This is a genomic window from Massilia sp. Masssp93 (assembly GCF_059491295.1).
Genome location: NZ_CP168502.1, coordinates 5314969 through 5333444, shown reverse-complemented (window position 1 = coordinate 5333444; position 18476 = coordinate 5314969). Strand labels below are relative to the sequence as shown.

19 protein-coding genes are annotated in these 18476 nt (G+C 65.9%); 9 read left to right on the top strand and 10 right to left on the bottom strand.

Annotated elements, in window-relative coordinates:
* The first annotated feature begins 25 nt into the window (after positions 1-25).
* From ACEN9Q_RS22090 to ACEN9Q_RS22070, 5 genes are all read left to right on the top strand, one after another.
* Complete coding sequence (locus tag ACEN9Q_RS22090; protein WP_056450109.1) at positions 26-559, top strand: hypothetical protein; 534 nt, start codon at positions 26-28, stop codon at positions 557-559.
* Positions 560-1133: 574 nt separating this feature from the next.
* The gene (locus ACEN9Q_RS22085; protein WP_056450112.1) at positions 1134-2066 is read left to right on the top strand and encodes a hypothetical protein; all 933 of its coding nucleotides are present in this window, start codon (positions 1134-1136) and stop codon (positions 2064-2066) included.
* Between the two features lie 103 nt (positions 2067-2169).
* Positions 2170-2691: a nuclear transport factor 2 family protein gene (locus ACEN9Q_RS22080; protein WP_495626043.1), complete on the top strand. Its 522-nt coding sequence runs from the start codon at positions 2170-2172 to the stop codon at positions 2689-2691.
* A gap of 5 nt (positions 2692-2696) precedes the next feature.
* Positions 2697-3419 (top strand): hypothetical protein, encoded by a 723-nt coding sequence (locus ACEN9Q_RS22075; RefSeq protein ID WP_495626042.1) that lies wholly within the window; start codon positions 2697-2699, stop codon positions 3417-3419.
* Positions 3420-3439: 20 nt separating this feature from the next.
* Positions 3440-4156, top strand: coding sequence for a DsbC family protein (locus tag ACEN9Q_RS22070; protein WP_229412886.1), 717 nt, complete (start codon positions 3440-3442; stop codon positions 4154-4156).
* 163 nt (positions 4157-4319) lie between these two features.
* Here ACEN9Q_RS22070 and parC read toward each other — a convergent pair whose 3' ends face one another.
* On the bottom strand, positions 4320-6659 hold the full coding sequence (gene parC / locus ACEN9Q_RS22065) for a DNA topoisomerase IV subunit A (RefSeq protein WP_495626041.1): 2340 nt from the start codon (positions 6657-6659) through the stop codon (positions 4320-4322).
* 124 nt (positions 6660-6783) lie between these two features.
* Positions 6784-8784 carry a DNA topoisomerase IV subunit B gene (locus ACEN9Q_RS22060; RefSeq protein WP_056450119.1) on the bottom strand — a complete coding sequence of 667 codons (2001 nt, stop codon included), beginning with the start codon at positions 8782-8784 and terminating at the stop codon, positions 6784-6786.
* Between the two features lie 305 nt (positions 8785-9089).
* Here ACEN9Q_RS22060 and ACEN9Q_RS22055 point away from each other — a divergent pair, with 305 nt between their 5' ends.
* A complete protein-coding gene (locus tag ACEN9Q_RS22055) occupies positions 9090-10091 on the top strand; it encodes a gamma-glutamyl-gamma-aminobutyrate hydrolase family protein (protein ID WP_495626040.1) in 1002 nt (333 codons plus the stop codon).
* On the opposite strand, the gene ACEN9Q_RS22050 is transcribed toward ACEN9Q_RS22055, so the two are convergent.
* Positions 10092-10544 carry an Lrp/AsnC family transcriptional regulator gene (locus ACEN9Q_RS22050; protein WP_056450121.1) on the bottom strand — a complete coding sequence of 151 codons (453 nt, stop codon included), beginning with the start codon at positions 10542-10544 and terminating at the stop codon, positions 10092-10094. It lies immediately after the preceding gene.
* A gap of 81 nt (positions 10545-10625) precedes the next feature.
* Between ACEN9Q_RS22050 and ACEN9Q_RS22045 the strand changes: the two genes are divergently transcribed.
* The gene (locus tag ACEN9Q_RS22045; RefSeq protein ID WP_495626039.1) at positions 10626-11243 is read left to right on the top strand and encodes a LysE family translocator; all 618 of its coding nucleotides are present in this window, start codon (positions 10626-10628) and stop codon (positions 11241-11243) included.
* A 37-nt stretch (positions 11244-11280) separates the two neighbouring features.
* On the opposite strand, the gene ACEN9Q_RS22040 is transcribed toward ACEN9Q_RS22045, so the two are convergent.
* Entirely contained in the window at positions 11281-11955 is a 675-nt protein-coding gene (locus ACEN9Q_RS22040; RefSeq protein WP_056450126.1) for an ArsR/SmtB family transcription factor, read from the bottom strand.
* A 75-nt stretch (positions 11956-12030) separates the two neighbouring features.
* Here ACEN9Q_RS22040 and ACEN9Q_RS22035 point away from each other — a divergent pair, with 75 nt between their 5' ends.
* Both ACEN9Q_RS22035 and ACEN9Q_RS22030 read left to right on the top strand, forming a co-directional pair.
* On the top strand, positions 12031-12360 hold the full coding sequence (locus tag ACEN9Q_RS22035) for an NIPSNAP family protein (protein ID WP_056450128.1): 330 nt from the start codon (positions 12031-12033) through the stop codon (positions 12358-12360).
* Positions 12357-12701: an antibiotic biosynthesis monooxygenase family protein gene (locus tag ACEN9Q_RS22030; RefSeq protein ID WP_495626038.1), complete on the top strand. Its 345-nt coding sequence runs from the start codon at positions 12357-12359 to the stop codon at positions 12699-12701. The genes ACEN9Q_RS22035 and ACEN9Q_RS22030 overlap by 4 nt, the downstream gene beginning before the upstream one ends.
* Here the strand turns inward: ACEN9Q_RS22030 and ACEN9Q_RS22025 are convergent, their stop codons facing one another.
* The 6 genes from ACEN9Q_RS22025 to ACEN9Q_RS22000 all read right to left on the bottom strand — a co-directional run bounded on the left by ACEN9Q_RS22025 (position 12702) and on the right by ACEN9Q_RS22000 (position 18391).
* Complete coding sequence (locus tag ACEN9Q_RS22025; protein WP_056450132.1) at positions 12702-13148, bottom strand: SRPBCC family protein; 447 nt, start codon at positions 13146-13148, stop codon at positions 12702-12704. It abuts the gene before it with no gap.
* 92 nt (positions 13149-13240) lie between these two features.
* The gene (locus tag ACEN9Q_RS22020; RefSeq protein WP_495626037.1) at positions 13241-14359 is read right to left on the bottom strand and encodes a YbdK family carboxylate-amine ligase; all 1119 of its coding nucleotides are present in this window, start codon (positions 14357-14359) and stop codon (positions 13241-13243) included.
* Positions 14349-15539, bottom strand: a complete 1191-nt coding sequence (locus ACEN9Q_RS22015; protein WP_056450136.1) for a cation:proton antiporter — start codon at positions 15537-15539, stop codon at positions 14349-14351. Before ACEN9Q_RS22015 ends, ACEN9Q_RS22020 begins: the two co-directional genes overlap by 11 nt.
* Before the next feature lie 216 nt (positions 15540-15755).
* Positions 15756-16940 carry a vWA domain-containing protein gene (locus tag ACEN9Q_RS22010; protein ID WP_495626036.1) on the bottom strand — a complete coding sequence of 395 codons (1185 nt, stop codon included), beginning with the start codon at positions 16938-16940 and terminating at the stop codon, positions 15756-15758.
* 12 nt (positions 16941-16952) lie between these two features.
* A complete protein-coding gene (locus ACEN9Q_RS22005; protein WP_495626035.1) occupies positions 16953-17540 on the bottom strand; it encodes a GNAT family N-acetyltransferase in 588 nt (195 codons plus the stop codon).
* Positions 17537-18391 (bottom strand): AAA family ATPase, encoded by an 855-nt coding sequence (locus tag ACEN9Q_RS22000; protein WP_056450142.1) that lies wholly within the window; start codon positions 18389-18391, stop codon positions 17537-17539. The genes ACEN9Q_RS22005 and ACEN9Q_RS22000 overlap by 4 nt, the downstream gene beginning before the upstream one ends.
* Positions 18392-18476: the final 85 nt, after the last annotated feature.

Sequence of the window (18476 nt, the reverse complement as noted above, 5' to 3'; positions counted from 1 at the left end):
CCATACTCACTTCAGGAGAACCACCATGAATAAACTGCTCGCTACCCTGATCGCCGGCCTGTTCGCCACCTCGGTCTATGCGCAGACCGCGACCGCACCGGCGACCCCGGTCACGACCACCGACACGACGATGTCGTCGGGCCAGAGCGGCACCGCCGGCATGACGTCGACCGGCGACGCCAAGGCCGACAAGAAGATCAACAAGGCGGACGAGAAGGAAGCCAAGGAGGTCTCGAAGCAGGACGAGAAGATCAGCAAGGCCACCGCCAAGGCCAACGAGAAGAAGGCCAAGGCACAGGGCAAGGCCGAGAAGAAGATCGCCAAGGCCAACGAGAAGGTCGCCAAGGCTGATCCGGAAGACAAGGCCAAGGCCAGCGCCAAGGCCGAGGAAAAGACCGCCGACGCCAATTACGACGCCCAGAAGACCATGATCAAGGCCGATGAAAAGGCCCAGAAGAAGATCGTGGACGCCAACGCCGATAAAGCCAAGGCCCACGCCAAGGCCAACGAAAAGCGCGCCGAAGCCGCGGCCGAAGCGCACAAGGACGCCGCCAAGTAATCGGCCTCCCGCAGGGACGGGGCGACCCGTCCGCAGCATCGAAAACGGACCCGCGTGCGGGTCCGTTTTTCATTGGCGGTCCGTTTCGTGGCCCGGGCGACGCCCGCGTTGCGGTGCGTTTTCCGCATGCATATAAAAGTTGATTAGCCTTTGATTTTGCTCATGTTTTTTGCTCATTGTTGTTTTTATGAACATTAAATATTTGTAATGTTGCGCTTCTTGCGAGCCCATCTGTGTCTGCGTACACTCGGTTTCTCAACACTTTGCTTACATTTCATTACAAATTCCATCGGAGGAGTTGGACGATGCAAAGTTCGCCAGTCTGTCCGCATCGGTTTGTCCTCCACGCTTCGCGAGCGCATGTGCGATTACGCCTGCGCTGATCCACCACCTTACTGAATCGATGAATTCCGCCGCGGGATCGCTGGGCGGAGTTTGCAAGGCATTCGAGCGCCGGGACGTGTCACGTCCGTCGCTGGGATAGGTCGCCCGCCCAGGCCACAAGCCTGGCAGGCGGTCGCTGGACAGCCCTATACGGGCGCATTTCTATAAAAACCTTTATGAAGGAAAAATAATGAAATTAAGCCGCAAACTCAGCTTGTTGACCGTCAGCCTCGCCTATGCGTTCGCAGCGCATGCCCAGACCGTAAAAGAAACGCCGAACTCCCAATTCAGGCCTACCGGCAAGGGTTGGGGCGAACTCGACAACGTCGCTACCGCGGCATCGAACGGGAAGGCAGGCGGCGGTGCCGGCACGCGGAGCAACCTGTCCTATCACGGCGGACCGGTGATGACCGCGCCCAAGAACCTGTACTACATCTGGTACGGTTCGCAATGGGATGCCGCGTCGCAGAACGTGTTGACCAACATCGGCCAGCATCTCGGCGGTTCGCCTTACTTCAACATCAACACCACGTATTACAACGCCGCCGGCGCGACTGTGCAGAACAGCCTGGCCCTTGCCGGCACCACGACCAACAGCGGCACGTACGGTACCCAGCTGAGCGACGCGAATATCGCGTCGATCGTGTCCGATGCGATCACGTCGGGCAAATTGCCGGCCGACGCGAACGGCATCTATGTGGTGCTGACCGACCATTCGACCACCGCGACGTCCGGTTTCTGCACGCAATATTGCGGATGGCACGACCACACCACGATCAGCGGCAAGGACATCAAGTACGCCTTCGTGGGCAATGCGGAAACCCAGTGCGCGTCGTCTTGCGGCGCCACCAGCCCGAGCCCGAACAATACGCCGGGCGCGGACGGCGCGGCGAGCGTGCTGGCGCACGAAGTGGAAGAGGCGACGACCGACCCGGCCTTGAACGCCTGGTATTCGAACCTCGACGGGCAGGAGAATGCCGACAAGTGCGCCTGGAACTTCGGCACGACGTCGACCGCATCGAACGGCGCCAAGTACAACCAGACGTTCGGCACGATGAAGTATCTGATCCAGCAGAACTGGCTGATTGCCAGCACCCAGCGTTGCGTGCAGCATTACCCCTGAGCGGCGGCTGCTTGAATCGCATCCTGAGCTGAGTACGCGGCGGCCGTGGACACGTCCGCGGCCGCTGCTTTTCTTTCTGCATTCTTCCTTTTGTGTCGAGCATATGAATCGATTCCTGATTGCGCTAAGCATGCTGGCGGCGTTCGGCGGCGCGCTCGCGGCGGAGCAGGCGACGCCGAGCGGCCGCGGTGCGGTCGTGACGCCGACCCGCAATGTCCTCATCTTCACCAAGCTTGAAAACGACTGGTTCGATGCCATCCAGCGCCATGACGCCCAGGCGATCAGGCGCTACGTCACGGACGATTTCGAGATCCGCTCAAGCCCGGTCCCCGGTGTCCCCACCGCGCTCGCCGATGCCCTGGGCCAGTGGTCCCGGCAGCCGGCGATGCATGCGTCGGTTGCCCAGATGGCGGTACACGAGTATGGCGACCTGATGCTCGTGAGCTTCAAGTGGACGCTCGCCGAAGGCGACGCGGCCCGGTCCTATTTTGTCGTCGACGCCTGGAAGCGCGTCGGCACCGACTGGAAGGCCGCGGTGCGCTACGCCGCGCCGGTGGACGAGAATGCGGCCGCCGTGCCGGGCACCGTCGTTCCCGATATCCAGTCGCTGCGCAAGAAGCCTTGAGCGTCATGGCTTCACTGTTCGACAGTAAAACGGCGATCGGCCTGGCGTGCATTGCCGCGGCGGCGATCGGTGCCGGGTCGGTGGTCTGGCTGCGCGGCGGGGGCGCGGCGCCTGCTGCGGCCCCCGCCGCGCAGCGCGCCGGCTGGGATGGGCCGGTCGGTCCGGGCGGCGTCGCCGCCGAACATGCGCCGGGCAGCGTGGACGACACGTCGTTGACGGACGGTGCCGGCAACCTGCGGGTCGACCCCGCGTTGCGCACGCTGTTCGACGGCTACCTGGCGCAGCCCGGCGGCGCCGCCCAATTGCACGCTTACCTGAACAGCCGCCTCGCGCCGCCGGCACGCGGCCAGGCCGGCGACCTCGCCGATTCCTACCAGCGTTATCTGCAGGCCGAAAAGGAATTGCGCGCGCAGGTGCGCCTGACCCGGCCCGACCCGTCCGGCCTGAGCGACCAGCAGGTGGCGCAAATGCTGGCCTGGCAGCAGGAGCGGGCCCACCTGCGCGAGCGCATGCTGGGCACGACCGCGGCGCAAGCGTGGTTCGGCGCCGCCGACGGCGAGTGCATGAGCGCACTGGAGGACTGGCGCAAGATGCGCGCGCCCGTCGGCGCCGAGGAAGTGGATTCGAACGAGCTGCGCGCGCGCCGGGTGCACGGCGCGGTGCTGGAGCAGGGCCGCAACGAACGCGCGCAGTCATGCGCGAGCCGCCTGATGGCTGGGGCGGAGTAACGATATTCTGGAGCGAGACGATGAAGAACATCATGGCGCTGGCCGCCGCGCTGGCCGTGACGGCTTGGGCGCAGGCCGAAACGCCGGACGAGGCGCGCGTCCACAAACTGGTGGAGCCGCGCATGGGCAGCAATGTGAAGGTCGACGCGGTCAGCAAGACCGGCTACGGCGGCCTGTACGAGATACGCGCGGGCGCCGACATCTTTTATACGGATGCGAATGCGCGCTATATGTTCGTGGGGAAGATCGTCGACCTCACGACGCTGCAGGACCTCACGCGCGCGCGCGCCGACGAGCTGGCGGCGATCCGCTTCGCCGACCTGCCGCTGGAGATGGCGATCAAGACCGTCAAGGGCAACGGCCAGCGCGTGATGGCCGTGTTCGAGGATCCGAACTGCCCGTACTGCCGCAAGCTGCACAAGACGCTGGGCGAGATCGACAACGTGACCGTCTACACGTTCCTGCTGAATATCCTGTCGGACGATTCGGCCGCCAAGTCGAAGAACATCTGGTGCGCGCCCGACCGTTCGCTCGCCTGGCAGCAGTGGATGACGGAGGCGAAGCCGGCTCCCGGCGCGCCTGCCGCCTGTGTCACGCCGAACGAGCAGGTGCTGGCGCTGGGCCGCAAGCTGCACGTGCAGGGCACGCCGACGATTTATTTCGCGGACGGCTCGCGCAGCGGCAGCGGCTTCGATGCGGCCACGCTGGAGTCGCGCTTGCGTCACGCGCACCAGTAAGCCTTCCGTCGTCCCCGCGCAGGCGGGGACCCAAGTTTGCGTGATCGGTTACGAACTTGGGCCCCGGCCTGCGCCGGGGCGACGATCAAAAGGCCTGCGCCGGGGCGACGATCAAAAGGCCTGCGCCGGGGCGACGATCAAAAGGCCTGCGCCGGGGCGACGATCAGGAACCTTCGCCGGTGGTGCGCATGGCCAGGTCCCTGGCCTTGAGCTTCGCCGACAACGGCTTGCCCTTGTTGGCGCGCTTGCCGAAGTGCGGCTCCAGGCCGGACGCGAACAGCTCCACGGTGCGCGGCTTGTCGCCGGCCCAGGTGCCGACCACGTTCAGGCCCTTCTGGCTGATCGGCTGGACGGCCAGCAGCGTTTCCTTCGCGTCCAGCGCCATCAGGATCACGCCGCGGCCGCCGTTGGTCAGCACCTTCATCTCGTCGATGCCGAACACCAGCACGCGGCCCTTCTCGGACAGGCAGGCGATGGCGCCCGCATTGTCCGGCACGACGCGCGGCGGCAGCGGCACCGCGCCGTCGTCCAGCGTGATGAACGATTTGCCGCCCTTCAGGCGCGTGATCATGTCGCCGGCCTTCGTGATGAAGCCGAAGCCGGTCGACGACGCGAGCAGCAGGCGCGTGTCGCCATTGCCGGCGAAGTAGTACAGGATACGACCGCCGCCGGACAGGTCGACGAGCGTCGTGATGGGCACGCCGTCCCCGCGCGCGCCGGGCAGCGCGGCGACGGGCACGGAATAGACTTTACCGTTGTCGCCGACGCACAGCAGCGTGTCGACGGTGCGGCACTCGAACGCGCCGTACAGCGAGTCGCCGGCCTTGAACGTGAACTGGGCCGGGTCGTGGCCGACGCCCGTGCGCGCGCGCACCCAGCCTTTTTCGGACACGATGACGGTCACCGGCTCGTCGACGATCTTCTGCTCGGCCACGGCCTTCTGCGCTTCCTCGATCAGCGTGCGGCGGTCGTCGCCGTACTGCTTCGAATCCGATTCGATTTCGCGGATGATCAGGCGCTTCATCGACGACGGGTTGTTGAGGATGTCTTCCAGCTTTTCCTTTTCGCCGCGCAGCTCGGCCAGCTCCTGCTGGATCTTGATCGCTTCCAGGCGCGCCAGCTGGCGCAGGCGGATCTCGAGGATGTCCTCGGCCTGGCGCTCGGACAGCTTGAAGCGCTCCATCAACGCGGCCTTCGGCTCGTCCGAATTGCGGATGATGTGGATGACCTCATCGATGTTCAGCAGGACGGTCTCGCGGCCTTCCAGGATGTGGATGCGGTCGTTGACCTTGCCCAGCTTGAATTCGGTGCGACGGCGGACCGTCACGAACCGGTACTCGACCCATTCCTGCAGGATCTCGGACAGGCCCTTCTGGCGCGGCCGGCCGTCGCCGCCGATCATCACGAGGTTGATCGGGCTCGATGTTTCCAGCGACGTGTGCGCCAGCAGCATCAGCATGAATTCCGTCTGGTCCTGGTTCTTCGACTTCGGCTCGAACACGAGGCGCACCGGCGCCTCGCGGCCCGATTCGTCGCGCACGGCATCCAGCGCGCCGAGGATCGTCTGCTTCAGCGTCAACTGGTCGGGCAGCAGGGTCTTCTTGCCGACCTTGATCTTCGGGTTCGTGAGTTCTTCGATCTCTTCCAGCACGCGCTGCGACGAGACGCCCGGCGGCAGCTCGGTGACGACGGCCTGCCACTGGCCGCGCGCCAGTTCCTCGATCTTCCAGCGCGCGCGCACCTTCATCGAACCGCGGCCCGATGCGTACATGTCGGCGATGGCGGACGCCGGCGTGATGATCTGCCCGCCGCCCGGATAGTCCGGACCGGGCATCATGGTCATCAGCTCGGCGTGCGTGATCTTGGGATTGCGGATCATCGCGACGGCGGCGGTGGCCACTTCGCGCAGGTTGTGCGACGGGATCTCGGTGGCCATGCCGACCGCGATGCCGGACGCGCCGTTCAGCAGCAGCATCGGCAGGCGCGCGGGCAGGGTGCGCGGTTCCTCGCTCGAACCGTCGTAGTTCGGCTGGAAGTCGACGGTGCCCATGTCGATCTCGTCGAGCAGCAGGCGCGACACCGGCGTCAGGCGCGCTTCCGTGTAACGCATCGCCGCGGCGCCGTCGCCGTCGCGCGAGCCGAAGTTGCCCTGGCCGTCGATCAGCGGGTAGCGCAGCGAAAAGTCCTGGGCCATGCGCACGAGGGCGTCGTACACCGACTGGTCGCCGTGCGGGTGCAGCTTGCCGAGCACGTCGCCGACGACGGTCGCGGACTTGCGCGGTTTCGCCGTCGGGCCGAGGCCCAGTTCGTTCATCGAGTACAGGATGCGGCGCTGGACGGGCTTCTGGCCGTCCGACACGTCCGGCAGCGCGCGGCCTTTCACGACCGAGACGGCATAGTCCAGGTACGCGCGCTCCGCGAAGGTGGACAGGGTCAGCGTCTCGGCGTCATCGCCGCCGCCGCTGGGGGGAGTGGTTTGTTCGAAGAGGCTTGCTTGGGTCATATGTGTTGTTCGTTCATGCAAACTTGGGTTCCCGCCTGCGCGGGAACGACGGTTTTAAAGCCAACGCACTCGATACGTCGTCCCTGCGAAGGCAGGGACCCAATTTCATGCGGCGCGTCCGTTATCAGATGTCCGCTTCCGTCTCGTTCCCGTGTTCCTCGAGCCACGCACGACGGGCCGCGGCTTCGCCTTTACCCATCAGCATATTGAAGCGCGCCGACGATTCGGCCAGGCCGTAGTCGCCGAAGGCCACCGGCAGCAGGCGGCGGGTGTCCGGGTTCATCGTGGTTTCCCACAGCTGTTCGGCGTTCATCTCGCCCAGGCCCTTGAAGCGGGAGATGCTCCACACGCCTTCCTTGAGGCCTTCTTTCTTCAGCTTGTCCTCGATGGCCAGCAGCTCGCCGTCGTCCAGCGCATACAGCTTCTGGATCGGCTTCTTGCCCCGTGCCGGCACGTCCACCCGGTACAGCGGCGGGCGCGCGACGCACACGTGGCCGTTTTTAAAAAGGGCCGGGAAGTGCTTGAAGAACAGGGTCAGGAGCAGGACCTGGATGTGCGAGCCGTCCACGTCCGCATCGGACAGGATGCAGATCTTCCCGTAGCGCAGGCCGGTCAGGTCCGGGCTGTCGTCCGCGCCGTGCGGGTCGACGCCGATCGCCACGGCGATGTCGTGGATCTCGTTGTTCGCGAACAGGCGGTCGCGGTCCGTCTCCCACGTGTTCAGCACCTTGCCGCGCAGCGGCAGGATGGCCTGGAATTCCTTGTCGCGGCCCATCTTGGCGGAGCCGCCCGCCGAGTCGCCCTCGACGAGGAACAGTTCGTTGCGGGTGATGTCCGTCGATTCGCAGTCGGTCAGCTTGCCCGGCAGGACGGCGACGCCGGACGATTTTTTCTTCTCGACCTTCTGCAGCGAACGCAGGCGGGACTGCGCCTGCTTGATGACGAGTTCCGCCAGCTTGCGGCCATATTCGACGTGCTGGTTCAGCCACAGTTCGAGCGGCGGCTTGGTGAACGTCGACACGAGTTTCACCGCGTCGCGCGAGTTCAGGCGTTCCTTCGTCTGGCCCTGGAACTGCGGGTCCAGCACTTTTGCCGACAGCACGAACGAGACGCGCGCGAACACGTCTTCCGGCAGCAGCTTGACGCCTTTCGGCAGCAGCGAGTGCATCTCGACGAAGCCCTTCACGGCGCCGAACAGGCCGTCGCGCAGGCCGGATTCGTGCGTGCCGCCGCTCGGCGTCGGGATCAGGTTGACGTACGATTCGCGCACCACGGCGCCTTCTTCCGTCCACGCGACGACCCACGCCGCGCCTTCGCCTTCGGCAAAGCCTTCATCGCCCGCGGCCGCGTATTGCGCGCCTTCGAACAGCGGGATCAAGGTCTGGCCGCCGCCCGCCGTCTGCGACAGCGCTTCGGTCAGGTAGCCGCGCAGGCCTTCGTCGTAGCGCCAGGTCTGGACGTCGCCCGTCTTGCCGTTGGTGAGCGTGACGGTCACGCCCGGCAGCAGCACGGCCTTCGAGCGCAGCAGGCGCTGCAGGTCGTTCATCGGGATGTTCGGCGAATCGAAGTATTTGCCGTCCGGCCAGGCGGTGACGCGCGTGCCGTTCTTCTTGCCGCCGCGGTCCGCGGGGCTGGAGGTCAGCGGCTCGATCACGTCGCCGTCGGCGAACACCAGGCGGTGCTGGCCGTTGCCCTGGTCGTCGCGGCGCCAGACGGTGATCTCGAGGCGCCTGGACAGCGCGTTGGTGACGGACACGCCCACGCCGTGCAGGCCGCCCGAGAACGCGTACGCGCCGCCCGAGCCCTTGTCGAACTTGCCGCCGGCGTGGAGGCGGGTGAACACGATCTCGACCGTGGACACGCCTTCTTCCGGATGCAGGCCGACGGGAATGCCGCGGCCGTCGTCCTCGACGGTGATCGAGCCGTCCGCATTCATCGTCACATCGATGTTCTTGCAGTAGCCGCCGAGCGCCTCGTCCGAGGCGTTGTCGATCACTTCCTGGATGATGTGCAGCGGATTCTCGGTGCGCGTGTACATGCCCGGACGCTGCTTGACGGGCTCCAGTCCTTTCAGGACGCGGATGGATGATTCGCTGTAATCGGGTGCGGGTTTCTTGGTGGCCATGCTTGATCTTCAATCATTCGAATGCTGCGCATTCTATCTTGTCGGGCGGAAAATAAGCGACTTCACGCCCCAGGATGCGCTTTGTACCGAGGGGCGGAATACGGGGTGCGGGCAAGACAACTGTATGGAAATACAGTATTTTTGCCTGTTAAGCGCAAGTTTGCAAGTGCTCATTGCACGGATTGCCAAGACGGCTGCATCCCGGCATCCTGTTCATATGGGGCGGCGGGGCGAGATTTCGTAACAAAACGACATTTTTTCTAAATCCGAATCGTGCGCGACCGTCGCAAGGATATATTGAGATCATGGCTTTGGACAATGACAAGCACGCTAACAAACCTGGCGAACCCGCGACCGCATCCGACGCGCCGGAGGACGGCCCGTCGGGACCGCCGCGCGTGCCCGACCGGCGCGCCGCGGGCGGCGGGTCGCGCTACCTGCGCACGGACGACACGGCGCTGAACCTGGCCGGCCGCGTGCTGCGCTCGCGCTGGCGCGCGCTGGCCGATAAATTCAATCGCGACTTCATGCGGCGCACGCTGCGCATCGGCGTCTCTGCCCGCATCTTCCATCCGGAAGCGGGCGCGACGGGCCTGCGCAGCAAGAACCTGCAATATCTCGAGGAATCGATCGCGCAATGGGTGATGTCGCGCGACGTGCTTGTGTTCATGGTGCCGACCGTGAACACGAACGGGCTGCTCCACCCCAGCAACATCACGATGCGTCATTACGCGCGCCACCTGGACGGCCTCGTGCTGCAGGGCGGGGCGGACGTGTCGCCGATGACGTATTCCGAAACGCCGACCCGGCCCGAGTGGAGCGGCGACCGCGCGCGCGACGTCTACGAACTGGAACTGCTGCACGAATTCGTCGACGCCGGCAAGCCCGTGCTGGGCATCTGCCGCGGCTGCCAGCTGATCAACGTCGCGTTCGGCGGCACCTTGTACCAGGACGTCGCGACGAACGTCCCCGGCGCCCAGCCGCACGTACACGACGTCTACGACGCCCACCGCCACGCGATCGTGTTCCCGCAGGGATCGTCGCTGCGCAAGATGTTTCCCAGGCACGAGCACGCCGTCGTGAATTCGATCCACCACCAGGCCGTCAAGGACCTGGGGCGCGACATCCACGTGGAAGCGATGTCGGAGCCGGACGGCGTCGTCGAGGCGATCCGCTACCAGCGCGCCCCGTTCGTGATGGGCCTGCAGTGGCACCCGGAATTCCACCGCGCCACCGGCGGCGACCTGCTCGACTGCACGCCCGTGCTGGACGAGTTCCTGCGCGCGGCGCGCGAGACGCGGCTGTAATCACAGCGGCAACGGCCGGCCCTGGACGATGTTTTTCATCACGAGGGTCGAGGTCAGCCGCAATACGTTCGGCAACGTCGACAGGCTGTCGTCGTACAGCTTCTGGAATGCCGCCAGGTCCGTCGTGATCACGTTCAGGATGTAGTCCGGATCGCCGAACAGGCGCTGCGCCTGGATGATTTCAGGCACGCCCGGGACGGATTCCTCGAACGTGCGCACGCTGTCCCTGTCGGTCGCGCGCAGCGTGACGAACACGATGGCCGAGAAATTGAGTCCCACGGCCGCCGGATCGATGGTCGCCCGGTAGTCGGAAATCACCCCCGCCTCTTCCAGGGCCCGTACGCGCCGGTGGCAGGGCGACAGGCTCAACCCGATGCGTTCGCCCAGGTCGGTGAGGGAAAGTCGCCCGTCCTGCTGGAGTTGCGCAAGAATCTTTCGGTCATAGTCATCCATTCGGAAGATATTGCCTGATCCATCAACTTTTTGGCAATGGTTAGGGAGCACATTTTCTTCACGACGCAGTAATCTTTGGGCATGAATACCCATACGCTCCTGCTGTTTTCCGCAACCGTGCTGCCGTTGGTCTGTACACCCGGCCCGGACATGCTGTTCATCGCTTCCCAGGCGGTTTCGGGCGGGACGCCGGCCGGGCTCCGCGCCACGACCGGTGTGTTGTCCGGATATTGCGTCCATTCCCTTCTGGTGGCGCTCGGCCTCGCCGCCGTGGTCGCGGCGTCACCGATCCTGTTCGAGGCGATCCGGTGGGCCGGCATCACGTACCTGGTCTACCTGGCCTGTAAACTGATCCGGGCAGCGCTGCGCCCCGGCGATCTCGTCGTTCCCCACGGACACGTCAGCAACCAGCTCTACAAGGGATTCCTGACCTCGCTGCTCAACCCGAAAGGAATGATGGTCTATATCGCCATCCTGCCCCAGTTCATGGACCGGCAGGGCGGCAATGCGACGCTGCAGGCGATCGTCCTGTCGGTGGCCTTCCTGTTCTGGTGCGCGGTCGTGTACTACGCGCTGTGTTTTGCCCTGGGCCGGGTAGGGCGGGGCCGGCTCAGCGACACACGGCGCCGGCTGATCGACGGCTCGGCCGGCGGCATGGTCCTGGTGGCGGCGGGTTTCATGGCGCTGGTCCGTCAATAGGCGACGGATTCCGCTTGCCTTCGTCCGCGTCACGGTGTCAGCCCAGCCAGGCCTTGAGCGCCGCCTCGCCGTCCGCGCTGAACGCGAGCACGCGCGAATCCGGCACGCGGCGCGCCCAGCCCAGTTGCTGGAAGCGGTCCAGCAGCGCCGTCCCGAGGGCGCCGGCCAGGTGATGGCGGCGCTCGCTCCAGTCCAGGCAATGACGGCACAGCGGCCGGCGCGACGCGGAGGGCAACGGATCGATGCCGAGTTGCGCGACGAGGGCGCGGCCGGCGTCCGTGAGCGTCACGTCGCCGGCATCCAGCGCGAACGCGCCGCGCCGTGCCAGGCCCGCGTAGACGAGCACCCCGAGTTCGCCCGCGAGATGGTCGTAGCAGACGCGCGCCTTGCGCAGCGCCGGCTCGCGCGGGCCGGAGCGCACGCGCACCGCGCCCGTGCCGAACGCGATGCCCATCATGGATTCGAGCAGGTGGGCGACGTCGGCGTCGGCGATGCGGAAATAGCGGTGCCGCCCCTGCGCCTCGACGGTCAGCAGGCCGGCGTCGCGCAGCTTGGCCAGGTGCGTGCTGATCGTCTGGCGCGTGACGCCGGCGGCGTCGGCCAGTTCCGTTGCGGTCAGCGCCATGCCGCTCATCAGCACGTTGAGCACTTCGGCGCGCGCATGGTCGCCGATCAGTGCGGCGATATTCGCGATGTTGGGTCCGTCCCTCATGCTTCGATCTTAGCCGAAGCGTCAGGCAAGGGCCAGCGGCTACAGTGGTGTTTCACACAAACGAGGAGCGCCACCATGCCCATCACCTGTTTCATCCGCTACGAGATCGATCCCGTCCAGCGCGACGCCTTCCGCCGCTATGCCGAGAACTGGGGCCGCATCATTCCCCGGCTGGGCGGCCGCCTGCTCGGCTACTTCCTGCCGCACGAGGGCACGAACTACGAGGCGTGGGGCCTCGTCGGCTTCGACAGCCTGGCCGCCTACGAAGCCTACCGGCTGCGCCTGAAGGAAGATGGCGAGGCACGCGCCAACTTCGCATTCGCGCACGAACAGCGCTTCATCCTGCGCGAGGAACGCACGTTCCTCGACAACGTCGCCGGGCCGGTCGCGGGAGCGTTGCCATGATCGCCGTGATCTTCGAGGTCGAGCCGGACCCCGCCCGGCGCCAGGACTACCTCGACGCGGCCGTCGCGCTGCGTCCCGAACTGGAAGCGATCGACGGCTTCATCTCGATCGAACGTTTTGCTTCGCTGGCGCGGCCGGAACGCATCCTGTCGCTGTCGTTCTGGCGCGACGAGGAGGCGGTCGAGCGCTGGCGCACGCTGCCCGGGCACCGGGCGGCGCAGACGGCGGGCCGCGCCGGCATCTTCCGCGACTATCGCCTGCGCCTGGCCGCCGTCGTGCGCGACTACGGCATGCACGACCGCGCCCAGGCGCCGGCCGACGCGCGCGCCGTGCACGGCTGATCAGTCCTTGATCTCGGGTTCGACGAGTTGCGCGAGGAGCTGGAGCGATTCCTGCCAGCCGAGATAGCAGAGCTCCACGGGAATCGCGGCGGGAATGCCTTCCTGCTTGACCTTCACTTCGACGCCGCAGAACACCTCGCGGAGCAGAATGGTCGTCTGCATTTTGCCGGGCAGGTTGGGATCGTCGAATTCGTCCGTGTAGCGCAGGCGCGCGCCCGGCTCCAGTTCCAGGTATTCGCCGCCGAACGAATGGCTGGCGCCCGTCGTGAAATTCGTGAACGACATCTTGTAGCGTCCGCCGACGCGGCTGTCCTGCTCGTGCACGGTGCAGGTAAAGCCGTGCGGCGGCAGCCATTTGGCGACGGCGGCGGGCGTGAGGAAGGCACGGTAGACGCGGTCGGCGGTGGATTTGAGAACGCGGTGCAGCTCGACGGTATTCGTGGACATGATCGGTTTCCCTGGTGTGAGTGGCAGAGGACGTCCCTCTGATCCTACGACGAACGGGCCGCCGCCGGATCGACATGCAGGATAAGATTTTTTCAGCGCCCGCGAAAGCGCCGGATCGCGGCGTCGACCATGCCTTCCGCGCTGCCCTGGCGTTCGTACTGCCCGCGCAGGTAACTCGCGTCGCCGCCGTCGCGCACCGCCGCGGCCAGGTGCGGCAGCGCGTCCAGGCTGCCCAGCGCCTGCGCATGCGGTTCGATCAGGATGAGCGTGGCGAGGATGTCGTCGCGCAGCGGGACCTGTTCGTAGCTCTTCGGATGGGTGATCACGCCGTCGAGGCCGAAGCGGCTGGCCTGGAAGCGGTTGTAGTTGTAGACGAGGTAGTCGTCTTCCAGCGGCGCGGCGTCGTTCCGCTCCAGCAGGTGGCGGCACAGTGCCTGCAGATAGGCGGCCAGTGCCGCGGCCCGTTCGACGGTGAGGGGCGTGTCGCACACGCGCAGCTCGATCGTGCCGTATTCCGGCTTGGGCCGCAGGTCCCAGTAAAAATCCTTCATGCTCTTGATGATGCGCGTGCGCGCCATCTTGGCGAAGTAGACGTTGGCGAAATCGTCCCAGCTGAGCGTGAACGGCGCGCGGCCGCTGAGCGGGAACGCGGACACGGAATTCAGGCGCGCGGAATCGAAGCCGCTGTCGTGGCCCTGCACGAACGGGGACGAGGCGGACAACGCGATGAAGTGGGGGATATAGCGCGACAGCGCGTGCAGCAGAAAGAGCGCATCGTCGCCGCTGGCGCAGCCGATGTGCACGTGCTGGCCGAACACGGTGAACTGTTTGGCCAGGTAGCCGTACAGCGCCGACAATTCCTGGTAGCGCGGCTTGGCCGAGATGCGCTGCTCCGACCAGTGCTGGAACGGATGCGTGCCGCCGCCGGCGATGCCGATGTTCAGCACGTCGCCGGCGGCGACCAGCGTGTCGCGGATGTCGAGCAGTTCGGCCAGCAGCGCGCCGTAGCCGGTCTGCACGCTCGAATTTATCTCGATCATGCTCTCCGTGATCTCGGGCGTGACGTTGCCGGGGAACGGCTTGCGCTTCAGGAGGTGCATCAGGTCGGGGCTGGCCGGCGTGAGGTCGAAGTCGGACAGGCTGACGAGCTGCAGTTCCAGCTCGACCCCGAACGTCAGCGGCTTCGATGTGGCGAAGGCTTCAAGAGGCATGGTTGCGCTCCGGCGCTTCGCGCGCCCACACGAGGGCGCGCTGCAGGATGATGGGTCCGAACACTTCGAGCAGCATGGTGACCGCCGCCACGGCGCGCAATTCTTCGACCACCGCGACGCCCGCCTGGCGCGCATGCTCGATCAGGAGGACCACGAACACGGACAGCGGCGTCAGCGCCACGCCGGTCAGCGCGCCCTTGCGCCAGGAGATGCCGGAGAGGTGCGCGAACGCGGTCACGCCGGCCGTCTTTGCCAGCAGGCGCACGAGCACGAGCGCCGCGGCCAGCAGCGCGCCGGCCCACACGCGGCGCCAGTCGAGCGTGGACGCCGCGAACACGAACAGCACGACGGTGAGCAGCTCGCCCAGCGCGCCGAAGTTGCGCTGCGCCTGGCTGAACGCGACGCGGCGGTGGCGCGCCGTCAGCCCGAACGCGAGCGCGGCGACGACGGGCGACAGCCCCAGCGCATGCGTGATCGCCACGAGCAGGATCACGGCCAGCGCGAAGGCGACGGTGGCGTCCTGCGCCAGCTTGCCGAGCAGGCGCAGCACGCCCGGCACGACGAGCCCGAACACGGCGCCCGTGAAGGCCGACACGCCCAGCACGACGAGGCTGTTCCACAGCGCGTCGCCGACGTCCTCGGACGTGCGGAAGATCCACAGCCCGACGGCGGCGTTGAACGCGAACACGGCCAGCACGCAGTTCAGCGCGCACAGGTGCAGCGCCCGTTCCGTCACCTGGCCGGAGCTTTTCTGTTCGTTGATCACGCGGACGACGGTCGCGGGCGACGTCGCCATCGACAGCGACGCGAGCATCAGCCGGTCGAACAGCGGCGCGCCGAACGCGTTCGCGACGAGATACACGCCGACGAAGGTGAGGGCCGCCTCAACGACGCCGGTGACGCCGATCCACGGATTCGTGCGCAGCCAGTGCAGGTTGATGCGGTAGCCCAGCTCGAACAAAATCAGCCCGAACCCGACGTCGGCCAGCAGCAGCGCCGTGCCGGTTTCCGGCCGTGGCAGCACCCCCAGCTGGGGCGCGGCCAGCACGAAACCGACGAGTCCATAAAAACTGATGCGCGGCAGGCCTGTCCAGCGCTGCCCGAATTCGCCGACGAGCCACGCCACCGTGATCGCGAACGGCCAGGCGAGACTGGTCAGGATCGCCAGGAATTCAGGCATGGCGGCTCCTTTGCCAAAATGTTATGACGTGCGGCCGATTCTACAAGATGGATATGTCCGCACGATTGCGTACGGCGGGCGCGGCGCACGCGTCATGCGTGCCGGCACGGGTGCAAACGTCACGCGTGGGCACGTGGTGCCCACCCTACGGCAATGCGAACATCGTAGGGCGGGCACCCGGTGCCCGCGCGAATGCGGGCACGGCGCAAGCATCGGTTACTTGCTGAGGAGCCGCATCGCCCGTTCGAGACCGTCCATCGTCACCGGGAACATGCGGTTGCCCATGATCCTGCGGATGATGTCGATCGACTGCCGGTACTGCCACAGGTGCTCCGGCTCCGGATTCAGCCAGGCGAACTTCGGAAACGCGTGGCAGAACCGCGCCAGCCATTCGGCGCCCGCTTCGTCGTTGGCGTATTCGCTCGATCCGCCCGGCGCCAGGATCTCGTAGGGGCTCATCGTGGCGTCGCCGACGAAGATCAGGCGCGTGTCGGGCGGGTAGGTGCGCAGCACGTCCCAGGTCGGGAAACGCTCCGCGTGGCGGCGCCGGTTGTTCTTCCACAGGTGGTCGTAGACGCAGTTGTGGAAATAGTAGAACTCCATGTGCTTGAACTCGGCCTTTGCCGCCGAAAACAATTCTTCGGTGCGCTCGATGTGGTCGTCCATCGTGCCGCCCACGTCCAGCAGCATCAGCACCTTGATGCGGTTGCGCCGTTCCGGCTGCATCCTGATGTCGAGCCAGCCGGCGTTGTTGGCGGTGGAGCGGATCGTCTCGTCCAGCGCCAGTTCGTCGGCCGCGCCCTGGCGCGCGAAGCGGCGCAGGCGGCGCAGCGCGACCTTGATGTTGCGGATGCCCAGCTCGCGTTCGCCGTCGTAGTCGCGGTAGGTGCGCTGGTCCCATACCTTCACGGCGGACCGGTTTCCCCCTTTGCCGCCGATGCGGATGCCTTCCGGGTTCGTGCCGCCGTTGCCGAACGGGGAGGTGCCGCCCGTGCCGATCCACTTGTTGCCGCCCTCGTGGCGTTCCTTCTGTTCCTTCAGCAGTTCCTGCAGGCGTTCCATCAGCTTGTCGTAGCCGAGCTTTTGCAGCTGCGCCTTCTGTTCCGGCGTCAGTTCGCGTTCGAGACGCTTGAGCAGCCAATCCAGCGGGATGTCGGCCGCGCCGGCAGTGCCGCCGCCATCGAACACCGTCTCGATGCCCTTGAAGAAGGCGCCGAACGCGCGGTCGAACTTGTCGAAATGGGCTTCGTCCTTCACCAGGGTCAGGCGCGCGAGATAATAAAACTCGTCGAGCGACGGCGCGATCACCTGCTTCTGCAGCGCTTCCAGCAGCGTGAGGAATTCCTTGATCGAGACGGGGACCTTGGCGTCGCGCAGGGTGAAGAAGAAGTCGATCAGCATGCCGCGCTCCTGTTACTGCGCGTTGCGCGTGAGCCGGTAATGCAGGTGCGACTTGATTTCGATCCACTCGCCGCGCACGATGCTGTACATGACGGTGTCGCGCACGGTGCCGTCGCGGCGCGGCGCATGGTGGCGGATCACGCCATCCTTCTTCGCACCGAGCCGCTCGATGGCGGCCTGCGACGCGTAGTTGAAATTATCGGTGCGCAGGCCGACGACGGCGCAACCCAAGGTGTCGAATGCGTGCGACAGCAGCAGGAGCTTGCAGCTCGTGTTGACGTGGCTGCGCTGGCGGCTCTTCGCGTACCACGTGTAGCCGATTTCGACGCGGTCGATCGCGGGCATGATGTCGTGGTAGCTGGTCGTGCCGATCACGGTGTCGCTGGATGCGTCGACGACGGCGAAGGCGACGCGGTTGGTCGTTTCCAGCGCGGTGCGGATATAGGTTTCCGTCTCGTGCGGTGCGGGCACGGACGTGATGCGCAGGTTCCACAGCTCGCCATCGGCGGCTGCCGCGCGCAGGCCGTCCAGGTGGCGCATCCCGAGCGGTTCCAGGCGCACGCCGTTGAATTCGAGGGTGACGGGATCGACGCGGATCATCGGTTGTGCCTCGCCATCGCCACCAGGCGCTCGAACAAACCGACGTCCTGCTCGTTCTTGAGCAGCGCGCCGGCCAGCGGCGGCACGATCGCCTTGCCGTCCTGGCTGCGCAGGACCTCGACCGGGATGTCCTCGGCCAGCAGGAGCTTCAGCCAGTCGAGGAATTCCGACGTCGACGGCTTTTTCTTCAGGCCCGGCACGTCGCGCAGTTCATAAAAACTCTGCAGGGCGGCGGCCAGCAGGTCGGCCTTCAGCGCCGGATAGTGGACCTTCACGATGTCCGCCATCGTGTCGCGGTCGGGGAATTTGATGTAATGGAAGAAGCAGCGGCGCAGGAAGGCGTCCGGCAGGTCCTTCTCGTTGTTCGACGTGATGATGACGAGCGGCCGGTGCTTCGCCACGACCATCTCGCGCGTCTCGTAGACGTAGAACTCCATCCGGTCCAGTTCACGCAGCAGGTCGTTGGGGAATTCGATGTCGGCCTTGTCGATCTCGTCGATCAGCAGCACGACCGGCTCGGGCGCCGTGAATGCCTGCCACAGCACGCCCCTGACGATGTAGTTGTGGATGTCGCGCACGCGCTCGTCCCCCAGCTGCGAATCGCGCAGGCGCGAGACGGCGTCGTATTCGTACAGGCCTTGCTGGGCCTTGGTCGTGGACTTGATGTGCCACTGCAGCAGCGGCATGTCGAGTGCGGCCGCCACTTCCTCGGCCAGCATGGTCTTGCCGGTACCGGGTTCGCCCTTGATCAGCAGGGGCCTGGCGAGGGTGAGGGCGGCGTTGACCGCCAGTTTCAGGTCGGCGGTGGCGACGTAGTTGTCGCTGCCTTCGAAGCGTCGGGATGCGTGCATGGGCCTGGGCAGATCGTGTGGGAATGCCAACGAGTATATGACAGAACGGCGTGGCGCGAAGGTCGTCCATGCTGCGCTGCCCAAT